The organism is Actinokineospora iranica (genome assembly GCF_900101685.1).
GTDB lineage: Bacteria > Actinomycetota > Actinomycetes > Mycobacteriales > Pseudonocardiaceae > Actinokineospora > Actinokineospora iranica.
Genome location: NZ_FMZZ01000002.1, coordinates 347,972 through 368,840 on the forward strand (window position 1 = coordinate 347,972; position 20,869 = coordinate 368,840).

The 20,869-nt window shown below is 70.5% G+C and carries 20 protein-coding genes; 5 read left to right on the forward strand and 15 right to left on the reverse strand.

Features of this window, described 5'->3' with window-relative positions:
* Positions 1-364: 364 nt before the first annotated feature.
* The 5 genes from BLS56_RS06915 to BLS56_RS06935 all read right to left on the reverse strand — a co-directional run bounded on the left by BLS56_RS06915 (position 365) and on the right by BLS56_RS06935 (position 6,864).
* The gene (locus BLS56_RS06915; RefSeq protein WP_139190545.1) at positions 365-1,723 is read right to left on the reverse strand and encodes a hypothetical protein; all 1,359 of its coding nucleotides are present in this window, start codon (positions 1,721-1,723) and stop codon (positions 365-367) included.
* A gap of 81 nt (positions 1,724-1,804) precedes the next feature.
* Positions 1,805-2,842: a C40 family peptidase gene (locus tag BLS56_RS06920; protein WP_228771435.1), complete on the reverse strand. Its 1,038-nt coding sequence runs from the start codon at positions 2,840-2,842 to the stop codon at positions 1,805-1,807.
* A 455-nt stretch (positions 2,843-3,297) separates the two neighbouring features.
* The gene (locus BLS56_RS06925; RefSeq protein ID WP_091449081.1) at positions 3,298-3,483 is read right to left on the reverse strand and encodes a hypothetical protein; all 186 of its coding nucleotides are present in this window, start codon (positions 3,481-3,483) and stop codon (positions 3,298-3,300) included.
* Positions 3,484-3,588: 105 nt separating this feature from the next.
* The gene (locus BLS56_RS06930; RefSeq protein WP_228771436.1) at positions 3,589-5,382 is read right to left on the reverse strand and encodes a D-alanyl-D-alanine carboxypeptidase family protein; all 1,794 of its coding nucleotides are present in this window, start codon (positions 5,380-5,382) and stop codon (positions 3,589-3,591) included.
* Positions 5,383-5,475: 93 nt separating this feature from the next.
* Positions 5,476-6,864 carry an NYN domain-containing protein gene (locus BLS56_RS06935; RefSeq protein ID WP_091449082.1) on the reverse strand — a complete coding sequence of 463 codons (1,389 nt, stop codon included), beginning with the start codon at positions 6,862-6,864 and terminating at the stop codon, positions 5,476-5,478.
* A gap of 158 nt (positions 6,865-7,022) precedes the next feature.
* Between BLS56_RS06935 and BLS56_RS06940 the strand changes: the two genes are divergently transcribed.
* Positions 7,023-8,741, forward strand: coding sequence for a DEDD exonuclease domain-containing protein (locus tag BLS56_RS06940; RefSeq protein ID WP_091449083.1), 1,719 nt, complete (start codon positions 7,023-7,025; stop codon positions 8,739-8,741).
* Positions 8,742-8,766: 25 nt separating this feature from the next.
* Here the strand turns inward: BLS56_RS06940 and BLS56_RS06945 are convergent, their stop codons facing one another.
* Both BLS56_RS06945 and BLS56_RS06950 read right to left on the reverse strand, forming a co-directional pair.
* On the reverse strand, positions 8,767-9,876 hold the full coding sequence (locus BLS56_RS06945) for an MrcB family domain-containing protein (protein ID WP_175482708.1): 1,110 nt from the start codon (positions 9,874-9,876) through the stop codon (positions 8,767-8,769).
* A gap of 55 nt (positions 9,877-9,931) precedes the next feature.
* Positions 9,932-10,375 carry a YbaB/EbfC family nucleoid-associated protein gene (locus tag BLS56_RS06950; protein ID WP_175482709.1) on the reverse strand — a complete coding sequence of 148 codons (444 nt, stop codon included), beginning with the start codon at positions 10,373-10,375 and terminating at the stop codon, positions 9,932-9,934.
* An 81-nt stretch (positions 10,376-10,456) separates the two neighbouring features.
* Here BLS56_RS06950 and BLS56_RS06955 point away from each other — a divergent pair, with 81 nt between their 5' ends.
* A complete protein-coding gene (locus tag BLS56_RS06955) occupies positions 10,457-10,741 on the forward strand; it encodes an Lrp/AsnC family transcriptional regulator (RefSeq protein WP_091449086.1) in 285 nt (94 codons plus the stop codon).
* Here the strand turns inward: BLS56_RS06955 and BLS56_RS06960 are convergent.
* The 6 genes from BLS56_RS06960 to ctaE all read right to left on the reverse strand — a co-directional run bounded on the left by BLS56_RS06960 (position 10,687) and on the right by ctaE (position 17,141).
* Entirely contained in the window at positions 10,687-11,727 is a 1,041-nt protein-coding gene (locus BLS56_RS06960; protein WP_228771437.1) for an asparaginase, read from the reverse strand. The genes BLS56_RS06955 and BLS56_RS06960 overlap by 55 nt on opposite strands.
* Before the next feature lies 1 nt (position 11,728).
* Positions 11,729-12,730 carry a serine hydrolase gene (locus BLS56_RS06965; RefSeq protein WP_091449087.1) on the reverse strand — a complete coding sequence of 334 codons (1,002 nt, stop codon included), beginning with the start codon at positions 12,728-12,730 and terminating at the stop codon, positions 11,729-11,731.
* 99 nt (positions 12,731-12,829) lie between these two features.
* The gene (qcrB, locus tag BLS56_RS06970; protein WP_091449088.1) at positions 12,830-14,509 is read right to left on the reverse strand and encodes a cytochrome bc1 complex cytochrome b subunit; all 1,680 of its coding nucleotides are present in this window, start codon (positions 14,507-14,509) and stop codon (positions 12,830-12,832) included.
* Positions 14,506-15,636 (reverse strand): cytochrome bc1 complex Rieske iron-sulfur subunit, encoded by a 1,131-nt coding sequence (qcrA, locus tag BLS56_RS06975; protein ID WP_091449089.1) that lies wholly within the window; start codon positions 15,634-15,636, stop codon positions 14,506-14,508. The genes qcrB and qcrA overlap by 4 nt, the downstream gene beginning before the upstream one ends.
* Positions 15,633-16,430 (reverse strand): cytochrome bc1 complex diheme cytochrome c subunit, encoded by a 798-nt coding sequence (qcrC, locus tag BLS56_RS06980; RefSeq protein ID WP_091449090.1) that lies wholly within the window; start codon positions 16,428-16,430, stop codon positions 15,633-15,635. Before qcrC ends, qcrA begins: the two co-directional genes overlap by 4 nt.
* A gap of 84 nt (positions 16,431-16,514) precedes the next feature.
* Entirely contained in the window at positions 16,515-17,141 is a 627-nt protein-coding gene (ctaE, locus tag BLS56_RS06985) for an aa3-type cytochrome oxidase subunit III (RefSeq protein ID WP_091449091.1), read from the reverse strand.
* Positions 17,142-17,197: 56 nt separating this feature from the next.
* On the opposite strand from ctaE, the gene BLS56_RS06990 reads away from it, so the two are divergent.
* Genes BLS56_RS06990 through trpD form a run of 3 tightly spaced genes read left to right on the forward strand, consistent with a single transcriptional unit; the run spans position 17,198 to position 19,155 of the window.
* Positions 17,198-17,692 (forward strand): hypothetical protein, encoded by a 495-nt coding sequence (locus tag BLS56_RS06990; protein WP_407640490.1) that lies wholly within the window; start codon positions 17,198-17,200, stop codon positions 17,690-17,692.
* Positions 17,689-18,099, forward strand: a complete 411-nt coding sequence (locus BLS56_RS06995) for a hypothetical protein (RefSeq protein WP_091449092.1) — start codon at positions 17,689-17,691, stop codon at positions 18,097-18,099. The genes BLS56_RS06990 and BLS56_RS06995 overlap by 4 nt, the downstream gene beginning before the upstream one ends.
* Positions 18,100-18,102: 3 nt before the next feature.
* On the forward strand, positions 18,103-19,155 hold the full coding sequence (trpD, locus tag BLS56_RS07000; protein WP_091449093.1) for an anthranilate phosphoribosyltransferase: 1,053 nt from the start codon (positions 18,103-18,105) through the stop codon (positions 19,153-19,155).
* A 65-nt stretch (positions 19,156-19,220) separates the two neighbouring features.
* Here the strand turns inward: trpD and BLS56_RS07005 are convergent, their stop codons facing one another.
* Positions 19,221-19,619 carry a cytochrome c oxidase subunit 4 gene (locus BLS56_RS07005; protein ID WP_091449094.1) on the reverse strand — a complete coding sequence of 133 codons (399 nt, stop codon included), beginning with the start codon at positions 19,617-19,619 and terminating at the stop codon, positions 19,221-19,223.
* Positions 19,620-19,668: 49 nt separating this feature from the next.
* The gene (gene ctaC / locus BLS56_RS07010; RefSeq protein ID WP_091449095.1) at positions 19,669-20,628 is read right to left on the reverse strand and encodes an aa3-type cytochrome oxidase subunit II; all 960 of its coding nucleotides are present in this window, start codon (positions 20,626-20,628) and stop codon (positions 19,669-19,671) included.
* Positions 20,629-20,869: the final 241 nt, after the last annotated feature.

The following is a 20,869-nucleotide window of genomic DNA, read 5'->3' on the forward strand; positions in this document are numbered from 1 at the left end:
GGTTGGATCTGGCTTCTGCGGGGGTTGGGTTGCGGGGTTGGCTCGATGGGGTGGAGTGGCAGATGCTCGGGTGTGCTCCTTGGCCCATCGAGCACCTGGCCGGTTAGGTGCGGCCCGCAGAGTGCCAGGCTTGCTCCGAACGGCCCCGCTTTGACCTATTTCGCCGCCCCGCCGCCCCCCACCGCAAAGCCCACCCTCCCTGGGGGACCATCCCTGATCCATCCTATCGCCGCAGGTCAGCGCAGGGAAGAGAGTGCGCGGGGCCTGTGGATAACTCGCGATCATCGCCCTCGTTCGGGTGATTTGCGGGCGCATTTTCGCGCTTGGGCAGCTTGTCCGAAAGCTGCTTCGGAATGTGGCAGGGTCAGCGGAAAGCGGCGCGCAGGTAGATCTGCCACTCGCGGAGGAGGACGGCGCGGTCCATGCCGATGGCGCGGCGCAGTAGGTCGTCGGTGTCCGCCGCCGACAGGGGGCCCGCGCCTGCCAGGTCTCGGTATAGGGCTACTAGGCGGGGTTCGCCTAGGCGGTCGGCGATGAAGCGGGAGAGGGACCACGCCTGTTGGTAGGCCAGGTCGAGGCTGCGGTCGCGGGCGCGGAACTCCCGGTCTTCGGGTAGGGCGGTGGGTGGGCCGGATTCGCGGACCTTGCGGGCCAGGTCTGGTGCGCCTTGGACCAGGCCTATTCCGCTGTCTCGGTATCCGACGTAGTCGGCGAAGCCCTCCAGGAGCCACATGGGAGAGCCGTCGACGGTGGCTACCCGGGCGGCGACGTGGGTGATCTCGTGGCGGAGGACGACGCGGAGGGAGGATACCGACAGGGCTCGGGAGCCTGCCGGGCTGAGGACGACCCGTTGGCCGGTCGCGGTGCCCTTGGCGGTGTCCACGCGGTCGGCGATGGCCACGGCGACCACCGCCTCCACCGGGAAGTCCGGGCCGACGAGGGAGCGCATCTCGGTGGGGCTGTCGGGCAGGATCAGGGCGACCCGCTGGGGCCAGGCCTGGCCCCAGACCTCGGTGACGGCCCGCACGGACGAGTCGAGTTCGCGGACGAGGCGGTCGACCATCGGTTTGCTGCCGGGGTGGGCCAGGACGATGCCGTTCGCGGTGCTGGTGACCTCGCAGGGGCCGAAGTCCCACGGGCCGCGCCAGCTGCGCCTGCCCAGGTCGTTGAGGGCGGTGTCCGACCGGAGGAACCAGCCGCCTGCGCGGCGGACGAACAGGTAGCCCATGGCGCGGGTGGTGGGGACCTGGTCGACGCCGCGCAGCGCGTAGCTCAGGTCAACCGCAGGCGCCCACAGTTCGGCTGCCGTCGGGTCGGCGGCGGGGGCGGGCAGGGTGGTCAGGTCGATGGTGTCGTCGGCGCGCACGGTGTAGGACCAGGCGTCGAGTGGGACGGTGGCCAGGTTGGCGAACAGGTCCAGCTGGGCCTGGAGGAACGCGGGGTCGGCCTGGGGGTCGAGGGTGGCCAGGAAGGCGGCCTCGTCGCGGCGGACCATGGCGCTGGCGCGGCGGTCGAGCAGCTTGACGATCGCGTCGGCGCGTTCGGCGTCGGCAGCGCCGACCGGCTGGGACGGCGGGGGCACCGCCCCCATGGGCTGGCCCTGGCCGGACTGCCCGCCGGGCGCGGAGGCGGGATCGGGCAGCGAGACCAGGGCGAGGCCGGTCAACGTGAGCACGGCGACGACCGCGCTCAACCACGTTCTCGCCCTCACCCCGATGGCCACCTGCGAATCCTAGGGCAGAAACGGCACTGGGACCGGGGTTATGCGACTCCGGTCCCAGTGCGGAAACACCCGCTCGCGTGACTACCCGACGATGCGCTTGGCGCCGAGGTAGTCGCGGCCGCCGCCGTCGATGGTGTCGGTCTTCACCGGGACACCCGTGGTGGAGGCGTGCACGATGCGCCCGTCGCCGATGTACATGGCGACGTGGTGGATCGTGCTGGCGCTGCCGCCGTAGAACAGCAGGTCGCCGGGGATGAGCTCGCTGCGCGAGACGGACTTGCCGTAGCCGAACTGCGCGCGGCTGGAGTGCGGCAGGCTCACGCCCGCGGCCCGGTACGCGTACAGGGTCAGGCCGGAGCAGTCGAACGAGCCCGGGCCCTCGGCGCCCCATACGTAGGGCTTGCCGCGCTGGGCCAGGGCGACGTCCATCGCGCGACCGGCCGCGCCGGGCGGGGCGAGGTAGACGCCGTCGTCCTTGGGACCGCCGAGGACGGCCAACTCCTTGACCGAAAGCCGGTTCTTGGCCTGCTCGACCTGCTTGATCTGTGCCTGGAGGTCATCGTGGGTCTTGGTGACGTCCGCGGTGAGCTTCTCCGCCGCCGCCTTGGCCTCGGCCGCGCGGCGCTGGCCGTCCTCGGCGAGCTTGCGGGCGTCGGTCGCGGTGGCCACGGCGCTGGTGTACTTCTCCAGCGCCTCCTGGTTGTCGGCGGCCAAGACGTTGAGCGCGGAGGCGCGCTCAAGGAAGTCGTCGGCGGAGGACCCGGTGAGCAGCGCGGAGATCTTGTTGAACCGCGCGCCCTGGAACGAGGCGCTGGCGAGCAGGTCGACCTGGCCGCGGAACTGCTCTTCGAGCGCCATGGCCTGCTTCTCGGTCTCGCCCGCGAGCGCGACGTCCGCGGTGGCCTTGTCGTACTCGGCGCGCTTGGCATCGAGGTCGGTCTTGGCCTTGAGGAGGTCCTCGTTGACCTTGCTGGCCTGTTCGCTGAGCTGCTGGAACTGCTGCAGGGCCTCGGATGCCGTGGTGGGTGGGGGAAGGGGGGCAGGAGGCTGTGCGAGTGCGGGCGTGGGCGAGAAGCTCACCACCGCGACGACGGCCGTGACACTCAGCGCACTACGCATTGCACGTTTGAGTCGATGCGACGACACGTCGCGCGTACTCCTTCGTCCGTCTTGCCGCCGACGGGGCGACCTTTCGCACCCGAGCGCCGCGTGCGGCGTACGGGTCCGAACCGGCGCGAGCGGGGTTGCCGCACGCTATCCGATCAAGGACGGCCCCACCGTGGGGGATCCGGTTCAGCCCCACGACAGGGCTGACTCGGCGGCGACCTCGCGTAGCCACCTCGGGGTGGGTGACTGCTGGCCGCGAGGTCTCGGACAGGTTACGAAAAGTGAGCCTCTCCGTCTACCAACCCCCTCGAAAATGGCTTGCGATTCGTACCGAAACACCAACGGAGCAGTCGCGACTCCACTCTGTGATGAGTACGACAGCGCAGTTCACTCGGGTGGTGAACCGCTCGGCGATCGAACCGACCACTCGTCGCCTCGTGGGATTCACCCGGGCGGATCACCCCCGATCAGGCGCTCTTCTCGATCGGAATCAGCCGCAATCGGGGCACCAGGCCCGCCCCCGCGAGCGCGTCGATCGCCCGCTGCTCGGACACGTCAAGCTCGATACTGGGCGGCGCGCCCAGCAGCACGGTGACCACGCACTCCTTGCACGCGTCGCCGCGAACCTCGCAGCTGTCGCAGTCGATGATCATTGCCCGGCTCCTTTCCGTGCCCGCCGATCTTCGTGATCCGCAGATTAGGAGAAGGCACCGACAATTTTCGCTCAGGCGTTCGAGACGGGTGTGCCCACCGGGCTGTCACGCCCCGACGAATTCCCAGTGCCACGGTTCCTCGCGGCCCCGGCCCGGTCGCGCCCACGGCGGATTCGACCACCCGAAAAAGCCCGCGTTGGCGACCATCCAGGCGTATTCCGGCGTGCCGAACGACTGCACTCCCCCGCACAGGTCGACCGCCATGCCCCAGCCGTGGTTGCTGGTGCCCGGCACCGCCGCCAGCGCGGGCTTGACCCCGTAGAGGCGCACCTGGGCGGCGAAGGTGCGGTACGAGTCGGTCATGCACAGCGGCTTGCCGAACGCCGAGGCGAACGCGGCCGACATCGCCCGGAACGCCTCGGCGGCGTCACAGCGCAGCAGGTGCGCGCCCTGCCCCGCCGGACACAGCGCGGCCAGCGGGATCAGCCCGTTCGGGTACCCGCCCCACGCCCCGGGCGCCTCGCCTGCCGCGCGCGGCGGCAGCTGCACGCCCCCGCACCGCCACGGCAGGCCGCCGTCAGTGGCCCGTGGCGGCTCCTGCGGCGGCCGCTGGGCGAGCGCGGGCCTGCCGATGCCCAGCACCGTGTCCCCGCCGGGCAGGTCCGTCACGACCACGCCCGCGAGCCGCGCGTCGGCGGCGAGCATCGTGCGCTCGTCCAGCACGATGCCCACGCCCTGGGCGCCGAGCCGCGCCGGGCCGAGGAAGACGATGTCGCCGGATCGCGCGTCGGCTGTCGGGACCGGGGTAAGCACGGCCATCTGTTCGCCGACAGACGGCGGCAACGGCACACCACCGGCCGCATAGACCGTGCGGACGAGGCCGTCGCAAGAGAACGCCGTAGGTCCCTCACCGCCCTTACCCGGCACATACGGTTTACCAAGAGCGCTTACCGCCGTGTCGACAGCCTTAACCGTCTCTTCCGGCAGCACTAACACTCGCTCACCGTCGGTCAGGATTACCTGTGCGACACCCGCCTGCGGCTTTCCGTCGGCCCCGGGCACCGATTGCAGACCAGGGGGCAGCCGCGTCGGATCGCGAAGCGCGGCCGCCTTGGGCGCGACGACGCCCACCGCGGCGAGCTTGTCGGTGTAGGCCTTCCAGTTGGCGGCCGTCTTCCGGTTGCGCTCGGCCTGCGCCTGCTGCTGGGCGACCACGGCCGCGTTGGTGTCGTCGACCTTGCCGCGCAGCTCGGAGGACACGGCCGCGGCCCGGTTCGACGCGTCTGCGGTGCGCCGGTCGAGGTCGGCCTTGCGTTCGGCGGCGGAGCGCTCAGCCCCGGTGGCGGCGTTCTCCGCTTCGATCGCCGCGCTCTGCCTGCGCACCGCGTCGGCGAGCCGGGCGTCCTGGTCGGCGCGCACCCGCCCGATCAGGCTGGTGCCCTGCAGGAAGTCCTCCGGACTGCCCGCGGTCAGCAGCACCTGCAGCGCGCTGGGCTGGGCCAGCGCGGAGTACAGCGCGGCCGAGTACTCGTCCACCTCGGTTTGCTGGGCAGCGACCACCCGGTCGGCGTCCGCGCGCGCGGACTTGGCCTCACCCACCCGCCCGGCCGCGGCCCGAAGCTCGTCCTCGGCGACCCGCACCCGGTCGGACAGGTCGGCGAGCTCACGCTGGACGTCGGTGGCGGTGCGCTGCAACTCGGCGACCTTGGGGTCGGCGAACGCCTCGCCCGGCCGCGTGTCAGGCGCCTGCGCGCCCGGCCCGACCCCGGCCTCGACCTGCGGCGGGTCGGTCGGCGGCTGCGTGGGCTGGCGGGCGCCCGCGACCGGCTGCCCGAGCAGAGTCGCGACCAAGACCAGTGCGGCTCCCGCCGCGATCGCGCCCCGTCCCCTCACCAGCACCCGCCCCTCCGCCACCGAAACGCCCGCCAAGGACCGCCCGCTCGATCAGATCCAGCTCATCTCAGATCCAGGCATGTGAAATCCCGGTTCATCTCAGATCCTGCCCAATCGGGCCAGCAGCACCGCGGAGGGAACCGGGTGCGCCCCGCGTCTGCGCACGGCGTCGGCGACCGCCCGGTCGGAAGTGACCACGACCACCGGCCGACCCTCCGGCTCCGCGGTGACCAGCGCCTTGATCACGTCGTCGGCGAGCACGCCCGGGTCGCTGAACAGCACCCGCACCCCGCGCGGCGCGGCCACCGGGACCGCGACCACGCCGGCACCGTCGAAGACCAGGGTGACCTCGGCCGAGGTGCGCGCCGACAGCGAGGCGAGCTGGCGGATCAGCCGGTCGCGCTGGTCGGCCAGGGACAGCTCCGGGTAGCCGGTCTTGGTGACGTTGTAGCCGTCGACCACCAGGTGCACCGCGGGCAGCGCCAGCAGCCGGTCGAGCGCGGCGGGGTCCTCGACCCGGCCCACGACGCCTTGGGCCGCGGTCGCGCCGCGGACCAGGTCGGCGGGCCGCGGCCCGCCGCCGCCGAGGGCCAGCTCGCGGCGCAGACCGGTGACGGCGCCGTCGAGGGTGTCGACCAGCAGCGCGAGCCGCACCTCGTCGGCCTGCCGGGCCTCGCGGGCGGACTGGCGGGCGATCTCGGCGTCGGCCTCGGCCCTGGCCGCGCGGGCGCGCTCGATCTCGGCGCGCTCGCGCTCGCGGTCGCGCTGCTCGGCGAGCGCGGCGAGCTCGACGCCCACCTCGGCGCGCAGCCGCTCGGCCTCGGCCTGGGCCGCGGCGGCGGCGTCCTTGGCCTCGCGCAGCCGGACCCCCTGCTCACGCAAGCGCTTGCGGAGCCGTTCCAGCTCGGCCTCGCCCTCTTCGCGGACCCGGTCGGCCAGGCCGGTGGACTCGGCGGCGAGCCCGCGCATCCGGTCGAGTTCGGCCTCGGCCTTGCGCAGCTTCGCGACCGCCATGTCCCGCTCGGCGCGCAGCGAGATATCCGACGCGCGCCGCGACACCAGCTCCAGGTAGTGCACCGCGGACTCCTCGCCCAGCAGCACCGCGGCCGCGGCCACCGCCACCGGGTCGTCGCCGCCGAGGTCGAGGCTGGCGGGCCGGTTCTCCCGGAACCACTCCACCACCGCCGTCCGGAAGCCGACGACGTCGCGCAGGCAGGCGATGATCGCCGACCCGCCCAGGCGGGCCCGCTTGGCCGGGGCGAACCGGGCCACCGCGCGCAGTTGCTGCGGCACGTCGACCTTGGGCAGCGCGCCCACGGCCTCCGCGCCCAGCTCCGCGAGCCGGGTGCGCACCTGGTCGGGCAGGGTCGCGAAGTCCACTCCGGATCCCGTTCGGGTGGCGGCCTCGTCCACCGGACCGTCCGCTGCGGACAGCTCGGGAATCGGGCCGGACTCATCCGGTCCGACCGGCAGGGACGACGGAGCCATTCTCTAAGGCTAGTCGCGGGCCCAAGAACCGCGGCGTCGATGCCCCTTCACCCGATCGAGCCCCCTCTCACCGCAACGGGTGAGCCCAACTGGAGCAGTCCGTGGCGCCGTTCGCGCGTCGGGGGAACTGTCGGTGGGGTGATCTAGCTTCGACGGTGATGAGCAGCGCACCAGAGCCCCGCGGCCAACTCGCGTTCGACGAGTTGGGCACGCCGCTTCGCGAGACGACCTTCGTGGTGTTCGACCTGGAGACCACCGGCGGCAGCGCGGAGGAGGACGCGATCACCGAGTTCGGCGCGGTCAAGATCCGCGGCGGCGAGGTGCTCGGCGAGTTCGCCACCCTGGTCGACCCCGGCCGGGGCATCCCGCCGGAGATCGTCGCGCTCACCGGCATCACCGACGCCATGGTCTACACGGCGCCGCGACTGGAGGCGGTGCTGCCCGCGTTCCTGGAGTTCGCCGCGGGCGCGGTGCTCGTCGCGCACAACGCAGGCTTCGACGTGGGGTTCGTCAAGGCGGCCTGCCGCCGGTTCGGATACCCGTGGCCCAAACCAGCGGTGGTCTGCACGGTCCGGTTAGGCAGGCGCGTGCTGAGCCGCGAAGAGGCGCCAAGCTGTCGGCTTTCCGCACTGGCAACGCTGTTCCGGGCCACCACCATGCCCACCCACCGCGCCCTGGACGACGCCCGGGCCACCGTCGACGTGCTGCACGCCCTGCTGGAACGGGTCGGCTCGCTGGGCGTGCGGTCGCTGGAGGAACTGCTCGACTACATCCCCGAGGTCACCGCGGAGCAGCGCCGCAAACGCACCCTGGCCGAAGGCCTGCCCAACGAGCCGGGCGTCTACCTGTTCCGCGGCCCCGCGGAGGAAGTCCTCTACGTCGGCACCGCCACCGACCTCCGGCGGCGCGTGCGCCAGTACTTCACCGCCAGCGAGACCCGGCGGCGGCTGCGCGAGATGGTCAGCCTCGCCGTCCGCGTCGACACGGTCACCTGCGCGCACCCCCTGGAGGCGGAAGTCCGCGAACTGCGTCTGCTGGCCGCCCACAAACCCGCGTACAACCGCCGCTCGAAGAACCCCCGCCACGCCTGGTGGATCACCCTCACCGACGAGCCGTTCCCCCGCCTGTCCCTGGTCCGCCGCCCGCGCGAGGGCGCGCTGGGCCCGTTCCGCAGCCGCGGCAGAGCCGAGGAGGCGATGCTGGCGCTGCAGGAGGCCACCGGCGTCCGCCCGTGCACCGTGCGCATCCCCGCCCAGTCCCCCAGCGCCCGCCCCTGCGCCCTGGCCGACCTCGACCGCTGCGGCGCGCCCTGCGCGGGCAAACAGAGCGCCGAGGACTACGAGCCTGCCGTCCACGCCGTCAACGCCCTGGTAGCAGGCCACGAACTCGACGCGCTGCACCGCCTGGAGCGCCGCATGACCGAGTTGTCAGCAGCCCAACGCTACGAACAAGCAGGCACCGACCGCGACCGCCTCCGCACCCTGATCCGCGCCCTCGACCGCGGCCAACGCCTCTCCGCCCTCGCCGCGATCGCCGAACTGGTCGCCGCCCGCCCAGACGCCGCGGGCGGCTGGGAGTTCGCGATCGTCCGCCACGGCCGCCTGGCCAGCGCAGGCGTCGCCCGCCGCGGCGTCCCCCCAATGCCGGTAGTGGACGCCTTGGCAGCCGCGGCCGAAACCGTCATCCCCGACGAAGGCCCCCTTTACGGCGCCCCAGCCGAAGAGGTCAGCGTCGTCCTCCGCTGGCTGGACAAACCCGGCACCCGATTGGTCCGCTGCTCCCACCCCTGGTCCGAACCCGCCCACTCCGCCGCCCGCTGGCGCACCTGGCTGGACCGCGCCGACCACGCGAAGAACACACTGACTCCACAGGACTGACACGATCGACGTGGAAACTACTCGCCTATCCACCGCTTGACAGGAGATCGGGAACGGCATAACGGAAAGTCAGCGGTGTGAGCAACGTACTGTCCACCTGCCACGGATGCGTCACGCGGAGAACACCAGCGGTGGCGGTCGGCGGTTCAGCTTTGCGATCCAGGGCGATGTCAGTCACGACGGCCAACATATTCTTCGGGTATTTCTCCAGGTGCAGTTCGACCTCCGCCTTGGTCAGCACTATTTCCGCACCGTTCGACGTGGTGCCCTTGACCTCGACGAACACGCGTTCGCCAGCCCGACGCGCATCGAGGTCGAATGAGTGCGTCGCGCCGACATCGGACACTTTGAAGCCCTGGGAGACCAGGTAATCAGTCGTCACGGAAACCGCGTGTTGCTCGATGGCACGGCGCTCCGCGGCGGTCAACCGATAGCCGAAGGATCGGTTACGACGACCGGCGGACTCATCCGCCGCTGTCAGCGCGTCAGCGATCTCCGCCGCAGGCTCGCCGGGGATGGCCAATGAACGATCCGCTTCGGCGTACAACTCTTGGAGTAGGTCCACAAGAAATGCGAGATCGTCGGCGAGGACTCCCTCGTCCGGCAACTCGTCCCGGTCATACGCGACCGCCGCGACGTTGCCGACCTCGTACGCGCGGCCCAGCCCCTTGTCCACGCCGAGGCTGATGGCCTCCGTCGACACGAAACCGTCGACGAGTCGATCGGCCAAGACCTGGCGCGCCCACCGCACCCGGCTCCGGAGTTCGGGCTCGGGGCGAGGAACGAAGGCTCCGTTCGTCCATTTCGTCGTGCCCTGGTTAAGCGAGAGGTATACGCGGTCGCCAGACGCACTGAACAGGTACACGACGTACCAACCGACCGTCGCTGACGGTGACCGGCTCTCCGAGTGCACCCGGACCCATGGGATGAAGGTTTTCTTTCCCGTTCCGTCACGGCCGCCGACCTTGAGGTCGTTGACGCCTCCACCTCGGAGCGAGATTCGTTCAGTGACCAGCGCGCGCAGGCGCTGGGGGATCTCGTGGCGAATCAGCCGCCCCCGCCGTGCCATCTCCGGCGTGTTGTCAGCGCTGTACTTCGACTGGAGGATCAGTACTTCGTGGAGAAAGTCGCGCATGGCGACCATAATGGCCGAACATCACTCGATCGAGTGGCGAAATCAACCGATCAGGTCACCAACTGACGTCGTCGTCCTTGTAAATGACCGGGGAATCAGCGAAGTCGTGGTCGTCCTCACCGGTCCCAGCCTGACGAGACCGCGTAGGCAGAGCAGGCTCAGCGACATCCTCAGCACCAGGAATCCGCTGCACCATCGCCCGATCTCCACCCAGCGGAACGAACGCCTCCGCGACACCGGAAGCCGCGCGCTGCCGAGCCTTACGGGTGGTAACCAGGATCTCGGCCGTCAAATCAGCAGCCGACTTGCGCATCGCGTCGTCGGTGAGGTGGAGGTCGGTCAGGGAGCCGTTGGGGGCGACGGTGACGGTGACCGTGCCGTCCGGAGATCGCTCGGTGGCTCCCGCTGACTCGATGTTCTTCTTGAACTCGGTGGCCTTCTGTTGCAGGTCGGCGACCTTGGCCTCGAAGTCCGCCAGCCACTCGTCCGGTGTCTGCACCTTGTGTCTCCTCAGCTCGCTCGGAGGGAGCGTAGCGCTCTACGCTGGCGCGGATAAGGAAGTCGAGCGGGAGGAAACTTGATGATCACGGCGATCGTGTTGATCCACGCCGCGACGGACAGTATTCCGGAGGCCGCGCAGGCGATCGCCGATATCGATGGGGTGGCGGAGGTGTACTCCTGCGCCGGTGGTGTCGACCTGGTGGCTGTGGTGCGGGTGGCTGAGCATGAGGAACTGGCCCGGTTGATCCCTGGGCGGATCAGCAAGGTCCCGGGGGTGTTGGACACCGACACCCACATCGCGTTCCGGTCCTACTCGCGGCGGGACACCGACGCGGCGTTCGACATCGGGGTCGACGAGGCCTGACCCTCGATGGGGTCTGATGTGGCGAAGACTGCGCGGACAGCGGTGTGGCCGTGGCCTGCCGCGAGCGACTGGTGGAGTAGGACGCGGGCTTTGAGGGGGTCGAGGAAACCGGCGGGGATCAGGCCACGGGCCAGCAGGTCGGACTCGGAGCCGGGGAACCCGTAGGTCCGGGCCAGCACTGGCCCCGCCCCGGTCCGCGAGGCCAGGACCACCGGCACGCGAGCGGCGAGGTCGGCCAAGGCTTCCACGGCCCGGGCCGGGACGTGGCCTGCGCCGAAGCCCGCGATGACCAGCCCGTCCACCTGCCCGGCGATGGCGGCCAAGGTCGCCCCGGTGTCGCCCAGGGTCATGGTGACCAGGGGAACCTCGACCGGCAGCGGGTTGTCCACGCGCACCAAAGGGGACCGGTGAGTCGGGCGGGCGAGGAATCGGGGCGTGCCTTCCACGACGTGGCCGAGGGGGCCGCTGTCGGGTGAGCGGAAGGTCGCGCCGCTGGTGGAGTGGGTCTTGCGGACGCGGGCGGCGGCGTGGATCTCGTCGGCGAAGACGACCAGGACCCCCAGGTCGGCGGCGGTGGGACTGGCGGCGGTCCGCACGGCGGCGAGCAGGTTCGCCGGGCCGTCCGGGCCCGCCAGGGTCGGGTTGCGCATCGCGCCGGTCACCACGATGGGGTTGGGGCGGGCGTGGCTCAGGTCGAGCAGGTAGGCGGTTTCCTCGATGGTGTCGGTGCCCTGGGTGACGACCACGCCGTCCGCCCCCGCGTCGAGCCGGTCCTCGATCGCGGCGGACAGCGCGGCCATGTCCTCGAAGGTCAGGGACGCGCCGGAAACGCGCCGGAAGTCCTCGACGTCGACGGTGATCCCGGAGTCGGCGAGACCGGGAACGGCCGCGACCAGTTGCGCCGCCGACAACGCGGGCACCACCCCCGCGTCGCCCGCCATGGCGATGGTGCCGCCGAGGGCGAACAGGACCACCCGGGCGGGCACGTCAGAACCGGCCCGCGAACAAGATCCGGGCGACCTCGGTGGTGGTCGCCTTGCCCTCGTCGTAGCCGCCCTGGCCGCGCAGGTTGTTCATGATCGCCAGGGTGTAGCGCTCGCCGGGGCCGACGAAGCCGACCGAGTTCATCACCCAGCCGCCGTCTTCCTCGGACCAGCCGTCCTTGTTGCCGGGCCTGCCGCCCGGTCCCGCGCCCCACACGCCCCACTGCTGGTTGGGCGCCACGGCGCGCATCTGGTCGAGGATGAACGCGCGGTCCTCGGCGGGCACGCGGTCCAGCACGTGGTTGATGAGCCGGTCCAGGTCGTCCGGGGTGCACTTCTGGAAGCCCCAGTACGGGAAGATCCGGCCGTAGCCGGGCTGCGGCCGCAGCGACGTCAGGCCGTACTGGGGGAAGGCCGCGTTGAACGTCAGGTGGTCCACGCCGCTGTACCGCAGCCACAGGGTCGTGGCCGCGTCGTCGTCCGACGAGTGCAGCATCGCGGTCATCAGCGCCCGGTCGACGGGGGTGAGCACGATCTTGCCCGCGCGCTGCCGGTGGAGCAGGTCGACGACCATGCCGAGCTTGATGGTCGACGCGGTCCAGGTCAGCTCGCCCGCGTGCTCGTTGCGCCACACCGCTCCGGTCGCCCGGTCGCGGACGACGACGCCCACCGTGCCGGGGCGTCCCGCCAGGTAGCGCTGGACCTCGGCGAACCGGCCGCGCAGGTCGCAGTCGAACCCTGAGCCGGGGTGCGCGCAGGCTTCCGCGGTGGTCAGCGGGGCGTCCGGCATGGCCGTCACAGGCGCCTCCCGGGGTGCGGCGAGCGGGGCGGTGCTGGACGGTGTCACCGACCCGGTCGGCTCGGACGCCCCGGCCCGCGCGGGCGCCGTGGACGACGTGGACGCCACCGCGGCTGGTGGTTCCGAGCCCGCGTCGGGCGTGCCGCAGCCCGCGGCGAGGGCGAGTGCCACCGCCAGCGCGCACACCGACCGGCGGTGTCTGATCACCGCCGCAGGCTACCGCGAACAGGGCATACGCGTCAGCGAACGAAAGTCGGAAAGGGGGCGGCGCCCGAACCGGGCGCCGCCCCCTTTCGGGACTGGCTCTTACAGCTTCTTCGTCGGGTCGTCGGTGGCGATGTGCTGACCGGTCTCCGTCGGCCCCGGCTCCAGCTCGGCGGGCGCGTGCCCGGCGTGCTGGGCGGCGCGGGCGCGGGCCAGCGCGGTCGTCTCATCGACCGGGTCGGGGGTGAGCCACGAGCCCTGCACCGGCTCGCCCGCGGAGCCGAGCTTGTTCATCTTCTTCGGCACCGGCGCGCCCTGGTACTCCAGCGGGATCGGGTGGCCGTGGTCGTCCACCGGGCCAAGCGGCTGGTGGATCTCGATGAACTCGCCGTGCGGCAGGCGCTTGATGATGCCGGTCTCGACGCCGTGCTCCAGCACCTCGCGGTCCGAGCGCTGGAGGCCCAGGCAGATCCGGTAGGTGATGAAGTACGCCAGCGGCGGCAGGACGAGCAGGCCGATGCGGCCCATCCAGGTCGTCGCGTTGAGGGAGATGAAGAACTTCTCCGCCAGCACGTCGTTGGCCGCCGAGAGCAGCGACACCATGAAGTAGGTGATCGCCATCACGCCGAGGCTGGTGCGGACCGGGACGTCACGCGGGCGCTGGAGCAGGTTGTGGTGCGCGTAGTCCTTGGTGAACTTCCGCTCGATCCACGGGTACGCGGCCGCGACGCCGGTCAGCAGCGGCAAGCCCAGCATGAACGGGAAGAACGGCGCCGGGATCGTGTAGTTCCCGAGGTAGACCTCCCACGCGGGCCACAGCCGGATCAGGCCGTCGGTCCAGCCCATGTACCAGTCGGGCACGGTGCCCGCGGAGATGTGCGCGGCGTTGAACGGGCCGAAGTTCCAAATCGGGTTGATCTGGAACAGCCCGCCCAGCGCGGCGGTGACACCGACGACGACGGCCATGAACGCGCCGCCCTTGACCGCGAACACCGGCATGATGCGCACGCCGACGACGTTGGTCTCCTTGCGCCGCACGCCCGGGAACTGGGTGTGCTTCTGGTACCAGACCAGCGCGAGGTGGACGCCGATCAGGGCGAGCAGGATGGCCGGGATCAGCAGGATGTGCACGGTGTAGAGGCGGGGCACGATGTCCTCGCCGGGGAACTCGCTGCCGAAGAGCAGCCAGTGCACCCAGGTGCCCAGCACCGGGATCGACAGGAGCAGGCCGGACATGATCCGCAGACCGGCGCCGGAGAGCAGGTCGTCGGGCAGCGAGTAGCCCGCGAAGCCCTCGGTGGCGCCGAGCAGGAACAGCAGGACGCCGATGACCCAGTTGACCTCACGCGGGCGGCGGAACGCGCCGGTGAAGAACACCCGGAACATGTGCACGACGAGCGACAGCATGAACAGCAGCGCCGACCAGTGGTGCATCTGCCGGGCGAACAGGCCGCCGCGCACGTCGAAGCTCAGGATCAGCGTCGACTCGTACGCCCGGGACATCTCCAGGCCGCGCAGGTTCACGAACGAGCCCTGGTAGACGACCTCCTGCATGGAGGGGTCGAAGAACAGCGCCAGGTACGTGCCGGTGAGCAGCAGGACGATGAAGCTGTAGAGCGCGATCTCGCCGAGCAGGAACGACCAGTGCGTCGGGAAGACCTTGTTCAGCTGGCGGCGCATCCCGCCCGCGAAGTGGTAGCGGTCGTCCGCCCACTTCGCCGCGCCGCCCGCGGCGCGGGTGGCGAGGTTGTTGGGCTTGGTGGGAGTTGTGATGGCGCTCATGACTTCCGCTCCCAGAAGGCGGGCCCGACCGGCTCGATGAAATCGTGCTTGGCGTAAAAGTAGCCAGTTTCCTCATCGACCGCGATGGGGAGCTGGGCCAGCTTGCGCGTCGCGGGGCCGAAGATGGGCTTGGCGTACTGCAGCGCGTCGAACTGCGACTGGTGGCACGGGCAGAGAATCCGGTTGGTCCGCTGCTCGTACAGCGAGGTCGGGCACCCGAGGTGGCTGCAGATCTTGGTGTAGGCGTAGTAGTCGCCGAAGTTGTAGTCTTCCTGGCCCTCGTGCTTGACGACCTTGGCCGCGTCCTCGGGGCGCAGCCGGATCAGCATGACCGGGTTGTCCGAGCGCTTGAGCGCCTTGGACAGGGCCACGTGGTCGCCGCGCTCGGAGTCGCGGAACGGGAACACCGTCTCCATGGCGCCCGTGTCCAGGTCGGACGGCTTGACCAGCACGACCTCCTCCGGGTCGCCGGTGGCCCGGCGCAGGAAGACCTTCTCGCCGTTCTCCGACTTCCAACCGGTGTGCCACAGCGAGTTCGGGCTGTCGGTCTGCGCCCACGGGTCGCGGACCAGGCCGCCGAGGGCGAACACGCCCACGCCCAGGCCCATCGCGCCCGCGCCCAGGCCCGCGCTGCGCTTGATCAGCGAGCGGCGGGCGATGGTGCTGCGGTTCCCCGCGTCGGCGAGTTCGGCCAGGATCGTGGCCTTGTCGACCTCGCTGGAGCCGCCGTCGTGGCGCTGCTGGACCGACACCTCGTGCGGGATGAACTTCTTGGTGTAGAGCAGCGCGCCGACGCCGACCGCGAAGACCGACAGGCCCAGCGTCACACCCAGCAGCGGGGTGTAGAACGAGTACAGGGTGTAGCCCGGGGTGCCCGGCGCGACGTAAGCCGAGGGCCAGAACAGGAACACGCCCGTGAAGGCCAGGCCCGACGCCGCGGCGATGAGGAACCACAGCGCGACGAGCCGCTCGGCCCGCTTCTCCGCGCGGGTGCCCTTGACCGGCCACGGGTCCGGGTACTCCACGATCTCGACGCCGTCGAGCTTCGCGCCGAGCTTGACCAAGTCCGCGCGCGACATCTCGGCCAGTTCGGCGTCGCTGGGCAGGTCGGGGTTGGTGGAACTCATGACTTAGCCCCAATCCAGAGGGTCATGCCGACCAGCGCGGCGATCCCCACGATGAATGCGATCAGGCCCTCGGACTGCGGTCCGAGTCCGCCGAGCGGGTTTCCGCCGGGGTTGTTGTTCCCGTCGGTCACCGACTTGACGTAGGCGATGATGTCCTTCTTCTCCTCCGGCGTGAGCTGCCGGTCGGAGAACTTGGGCATGTTCTGCGGTCCGGTCAGCATCGCCGCGTAGATGTGCTCGGCGGTGACGCCGTCCAGCGTCGGCGCGAACTTGCCGGAGGACAGGGCGCCGCCGCGGCCGGTGAAGTTGTGGCACGAGGCGCAGTTGAGCCGGAACAGGTCGCCGCCGCGCGCGGAGTTGCCGCCGATGAGCTGCTCGCCCTTCTCCTCGGGCATCGTCACCCCGCCGCCCTTGGACTGGACGAACGCGCTGATCGCGTCGATCTCCTCGGGGGTGAGCTTCGGGGGTTTGCGCTCGATCTGGGCTTCCTGGCGGACCGCGGGCATCCGCCCGGTCGCGGTCTGGAAGTAGGTCGACGCTTCGCCGACGCCGATCAGGCTGGGGCCGCGGTCGGCGACGCCCTCAAGGTTCGCGCCGTGGCAGCTGATGCAGGTGTTGTTGTAGACCTGCTCGCCCTGGCGCACCAGAGCGGAGTCGCCCTGCGCCTGGGCGACCGGCGGCTGGGGCGCGAAGGCCGAGTACAGGAAGCCGACCGAGGTCAACGCGAACCCGAGGGCCAGCGCGCCTGCCACGCGCCTGCGGAGTTTGCTGCGGCTCCGTGCTTTCTTCATCATTGAACGGCAACCCTTGCTGTCAGTGCGGGCTCGGCGAAGCTGTGGTGGGGAGCTGGCTTGGCGTCCTCGACATCACCAGAGGCATCACGGGACCAGGTAGATGACCGCGAACAGGCCGATCCACACGATGTCGACGAAGTGCCAGTAGTACGAGACCACGATCGCCGAGGTGGCCTGCGCCGGGGTGAACTTGCTCAGCCGGGTGCGGATGAGCAGGTACACGAACGCGATGAGGCCGCCGATGACGTGCAGGCCGTGGAAGCCGGTGGTCAGGTAGAACACCGTGCCGAACGCGCCGGACGGGATGGTCACGCCCTCCTGCACGAGGTTGTAGTACTCGTAGGCCTGGCCTGCGACGAAGATCGTGCCCATGGCCAGCGTCGCGATGTACCAGCGGCGCAGGCCGAACACGTCGCCGCGCTCGGCGGCGAAGACGCCGAGCTGGCAGGTGAACGACGAGGCCACCAGGATGATCGTGAACGGCAGCGCGTACGGCACGTCCAGGTGGACCGGCTCGCCGCCCTCCAGCGGGGGCGGCCAGACCCCCGTGCTGTTCTGCGCCTTGACGGTGAAGAACATGGCGAAGAGTCCAGCGAAGAACATCAGTTCGCTGGACAACCAGACGATGGTGCCGACGCTGACCATGTTCGGCCGGTTCAGCGAGTGCACACGCTGGCCAATGGAGGGCGCTGCTGCAGTCACGGGTCGCATTATGTCCTGCGAGAAGTCGAGTCGCCCTGTCGGGTCATGCGTAGACCACGTCACACTTGACGAACACACCGAAAGGCTGGGACATGGGGTTTCGCGATCGGGTTCGCACGCTGTTCACCAGCGGGAAACAGGCCGAAACGGCCCTGGACGACCCCTCGCTGACCGTCGTGGCCGCCTCTTTCGACCACGCTGAGGCGGCCTCGGCCGCGCTCGCCCGCGCGAGCGCGTGGCGGCCGACGGAACCGGTCGTGCTGCGCCACTATCTGACCTTGCCGCAAGATCGTTTGGCCGAGGCGGCGGGATTGATCGCTCAAGATGGGTACGAGCTGCGGGAAAACACGCCGGAAGACGGCGGTTTCGCCCGCGTTTTCGCGCTCCGGGCGCAGGTTCTGGACGCCCTGCGGTGCGCCCAGGAAAGATCGAGAATGGCCAGTCTGGCGCAGCGTCTCGGCGGCGAGGCGACCGGCTGGGACGCCATGCAGACCGGGGAACGTGAGACCGATAACATCGGGGCTCCCGCCCAGGTCTCCCGCGAAGGACGCCGCGCATGAGCACTGCACCGCTGAAGATCCTCGTGTTCAGCCACCGGCCCGAGGTGCGCGAGACCATCGTCACAGCGGTGGGCCGCCGTCCCGCCGCCGACATCGGCCGGGTGGCCTATGTGGAGGTCGGGACCGTCGCCGAGGTGCTGATGGAGATGGACGGCGGTGAGATCGATCTCGCCATCCTCGACGGCGAGGCGCAGCCCACCGGCGGCATCGGCCTGTGCAGGCAGCTCAAGAACGAGATCACCGACTGCCCGCCGATCGTGATCGCGGTGCGCCGCAAGGACGACCGGTGGCTGGCCACCTGGTCGCAGGCCGACGCCGTGGTGGTGCACCCGCTGGACCCACTGACCGCCGCCGAGACCGTCGCCGACGTGCTGCGCTCGAAGCGCCTGCCCGTGGCGCGGGGCTGAACCATGACCCCAGCCGCCACGACCCGCACCTGGCCGAGCCTGCTCAACCAGCTCATCGGCAAGACCGACCTCACCGCCGAGGACACGGCATGGGCGATGGACCAGATCATGTCCGAGGCCGCGACCCCGGCGCAGATCGCCGGGTTCGCCATCGCCCTGCGCGCCAAGGGCGAGACGCCCGCCGAGGTCGCGGGCATGGCCGATGGGATGCTCGCGCACGCCCGGCTGGTCCATGTGGACGGTCACGCGGTGGACATCGTCGGCACCGGCGGAGACCAGTCCCACACGGTCAACATCTCCACCATGAGCGCCCTGGTCACGGCGGCGGCGGGGGTGCCGGTGGTCAAGCACGGCAACCGGGCCGCGTCGTCGCAGTGCGGCACCGCGGACGTGCTCGAAGAACTCGGCGTCGTGATCGGCCTGCCGCCGGACGCGGTGGCGACCTGCGTGCGCGAGGTGGGCATCGGGTTCTGCTTCGCCCCGGTGTTCCACCCGGCGTTCAAGGTCGTCGGCCCGCCGCGCCGCGAACTGGGCATCCCCACCGCGTTCAACGTCCTCGGCCCGCTCACCAACCCCGCCCGCCCCAGCGCGGGCCTGGTCGGCTGCGCGAACGCGGCGATGGCCCCGATCGTGGCCGCCGTCTTCGCCAAGCGCGGCGCCAGCGTCCTCGTCGTCCGCGGCGACGACAACCTGGACGAGATCACCACCACGACCACCACGGCGGCCTGGGTCGTCACCGGCGGCACGGTCCGCGAAGACCGCATCGACCCCACCCGCCTCGGCGTCGCCCCCGCCCTCCCCGAAGCCCTGCGCGGCGGCGACGCCGCGTTCAACGCCCAGGTCGTCCGCGACCTGTTGGCCGGCAAAACCGGCCCGGTCCGCGACGCGGTCATCCTCAACGCGGCAGGCGCCATCGCCGCCTTCCGCGGCCTCACCATCGACCTGCACGCCGACCTCGAATCCGGCCTCGCCCAAGCCGCCCAGGCCATCGACTCCGGCGCCGCCGCGACCCTCCTGAACCGCTGGACGACCCGCTCGACAGAACTCGCGGGCTAAGACCCCAGATACGCCGCTGCCCCCTACCGGAACCGGTAGGGGGCAGCGGCGTTATCGAGTCAGGATCAGTCGTGGTCCGGGCGGGTGTGGTACTCGAAGACCAGGCCGCCGATGGTGATCAGGACGAGGACGACCGCGATGGTCAGCAGCCACACCTGCCAGAAGGCCATGGCGAAGCCCGCGAGCGCGGCGGACGCGGCGATCGCCACCGGCCAGTAGCTGCCGGGGCTGAAGAAGCCGAGTTCGCCCGCGCCGTCGCTGACCTCGGCGTCCGGGTTGTCCTCCGGGCGCTGCTCAAGGCGGCGGGCGATGAAGTGGAAGTAAGACCCGACGATGAGCGAGAGCCCACCGGTGAGGATCAGGGCGACCGTGCCCACGGGCTCCTTCGCCCACAGCCCGTAGACGATGGCCGAGAGAAAGAAGAAGCCGGTCGTGACATCGAAGAGCCTGGCTTCGACCTTCATGCTGTCCTCACATTCACCTGTCGTGCCGCGGTGTCCATGCGCAACCGTCTCAGTTGGACGCGGTGCGCGCGGTGCGGTCGGTGTTGAACGGCTTGGTGGTGACCGCGGTCGGGGAGCACAGCTCGCCGCAGTTCATCTCGGTCAGCGCCTCGGCGGCGGTGTAACCCTTGCCGGTCTTGGGGTTCGTCTGGGTGCGCAGCGCCATGTACTGGTCGAACTGCTCGGGGCTGATGGCCCGGACCTCGAAGTTCATCACCGCGTGGTAGGTGCCGCAGAGTTCCGCGCAGCGGCCGACGAACGAGCCGGTGCGGTCGATCGTGTTCTGGAACGTCGCGTCCTGGTTGTTCTTCTCCGGGTGCGGGAAGACATCGCGCTTGAACAGGAACTCCGGCACGAAGAACGAGTGGATGACGTCGCGGGCGCGCAGGTTGTAGTGGATCGTCCGGTTGGTCGGCAGGACCAGCAGCGGGATCTCCGCGGAGCTGCCGATGGTGCGGACGGTGTCGTCGCCCGGCGCGGCGGGCTTCTGCAGTGCGCCGTTGGTGTCCTTGTAGGACCTGTAGTCGAACTCCCAGTTCCACTGGAAGGCCAGCACGTCCACCGTCACGTCGGGGTCGTCGGTCTCGGCCTGCACGTAGTTCTGCGTGGTGGCGGTGAAGTAGAACAGCACCACCACGATGACGACCGGGATGCCGGTGTAGATCAGCTCCAGGAAGTGGTTGTACTGGAACTGCTTGGGCAGCTTGTCGCCGCGCTTGCGGTGCGCCACCACCGGCCACAGGATCAGCGCCCAGGTGATCACGCCGATGATCAGCGCCGCGACGACCGACCAAGTCCAGAACTCGCGCATCCGGCCCGCCTGCGGGGTGATGCCCTCCGGCCAGCCGAACCGCAGCACCTCGTCGGTGGAGCAGCCGGTGGCGCCGAGGGCGACCAGCGCGACGAGACCGGCGACCTTGGTCAGCCGGGCCACTGGCGTGCGGTTCCCGACACCCTTGGGTGTGCCCACTGCGCGACTCCTCCTTGAGGCGGTATCTCCACGCTCCCCGGTCCGCGTCCGCCGCCGCGGGCAGCGGCGTTCGGCGCTCCTGATAGAGCAATCGGGAGCCTAGCCCAGCGAGCCGCGCCACACCCCCGCAGGGGTGAGCGGATCTCGGTCACACTTCGGCCGGACGCGGCCATGTCGGGCGGGCCGACGCGGGCGGGCATACTGGCGTCTCCCCGCGAGATACCGGCTCGACACGAGAGGT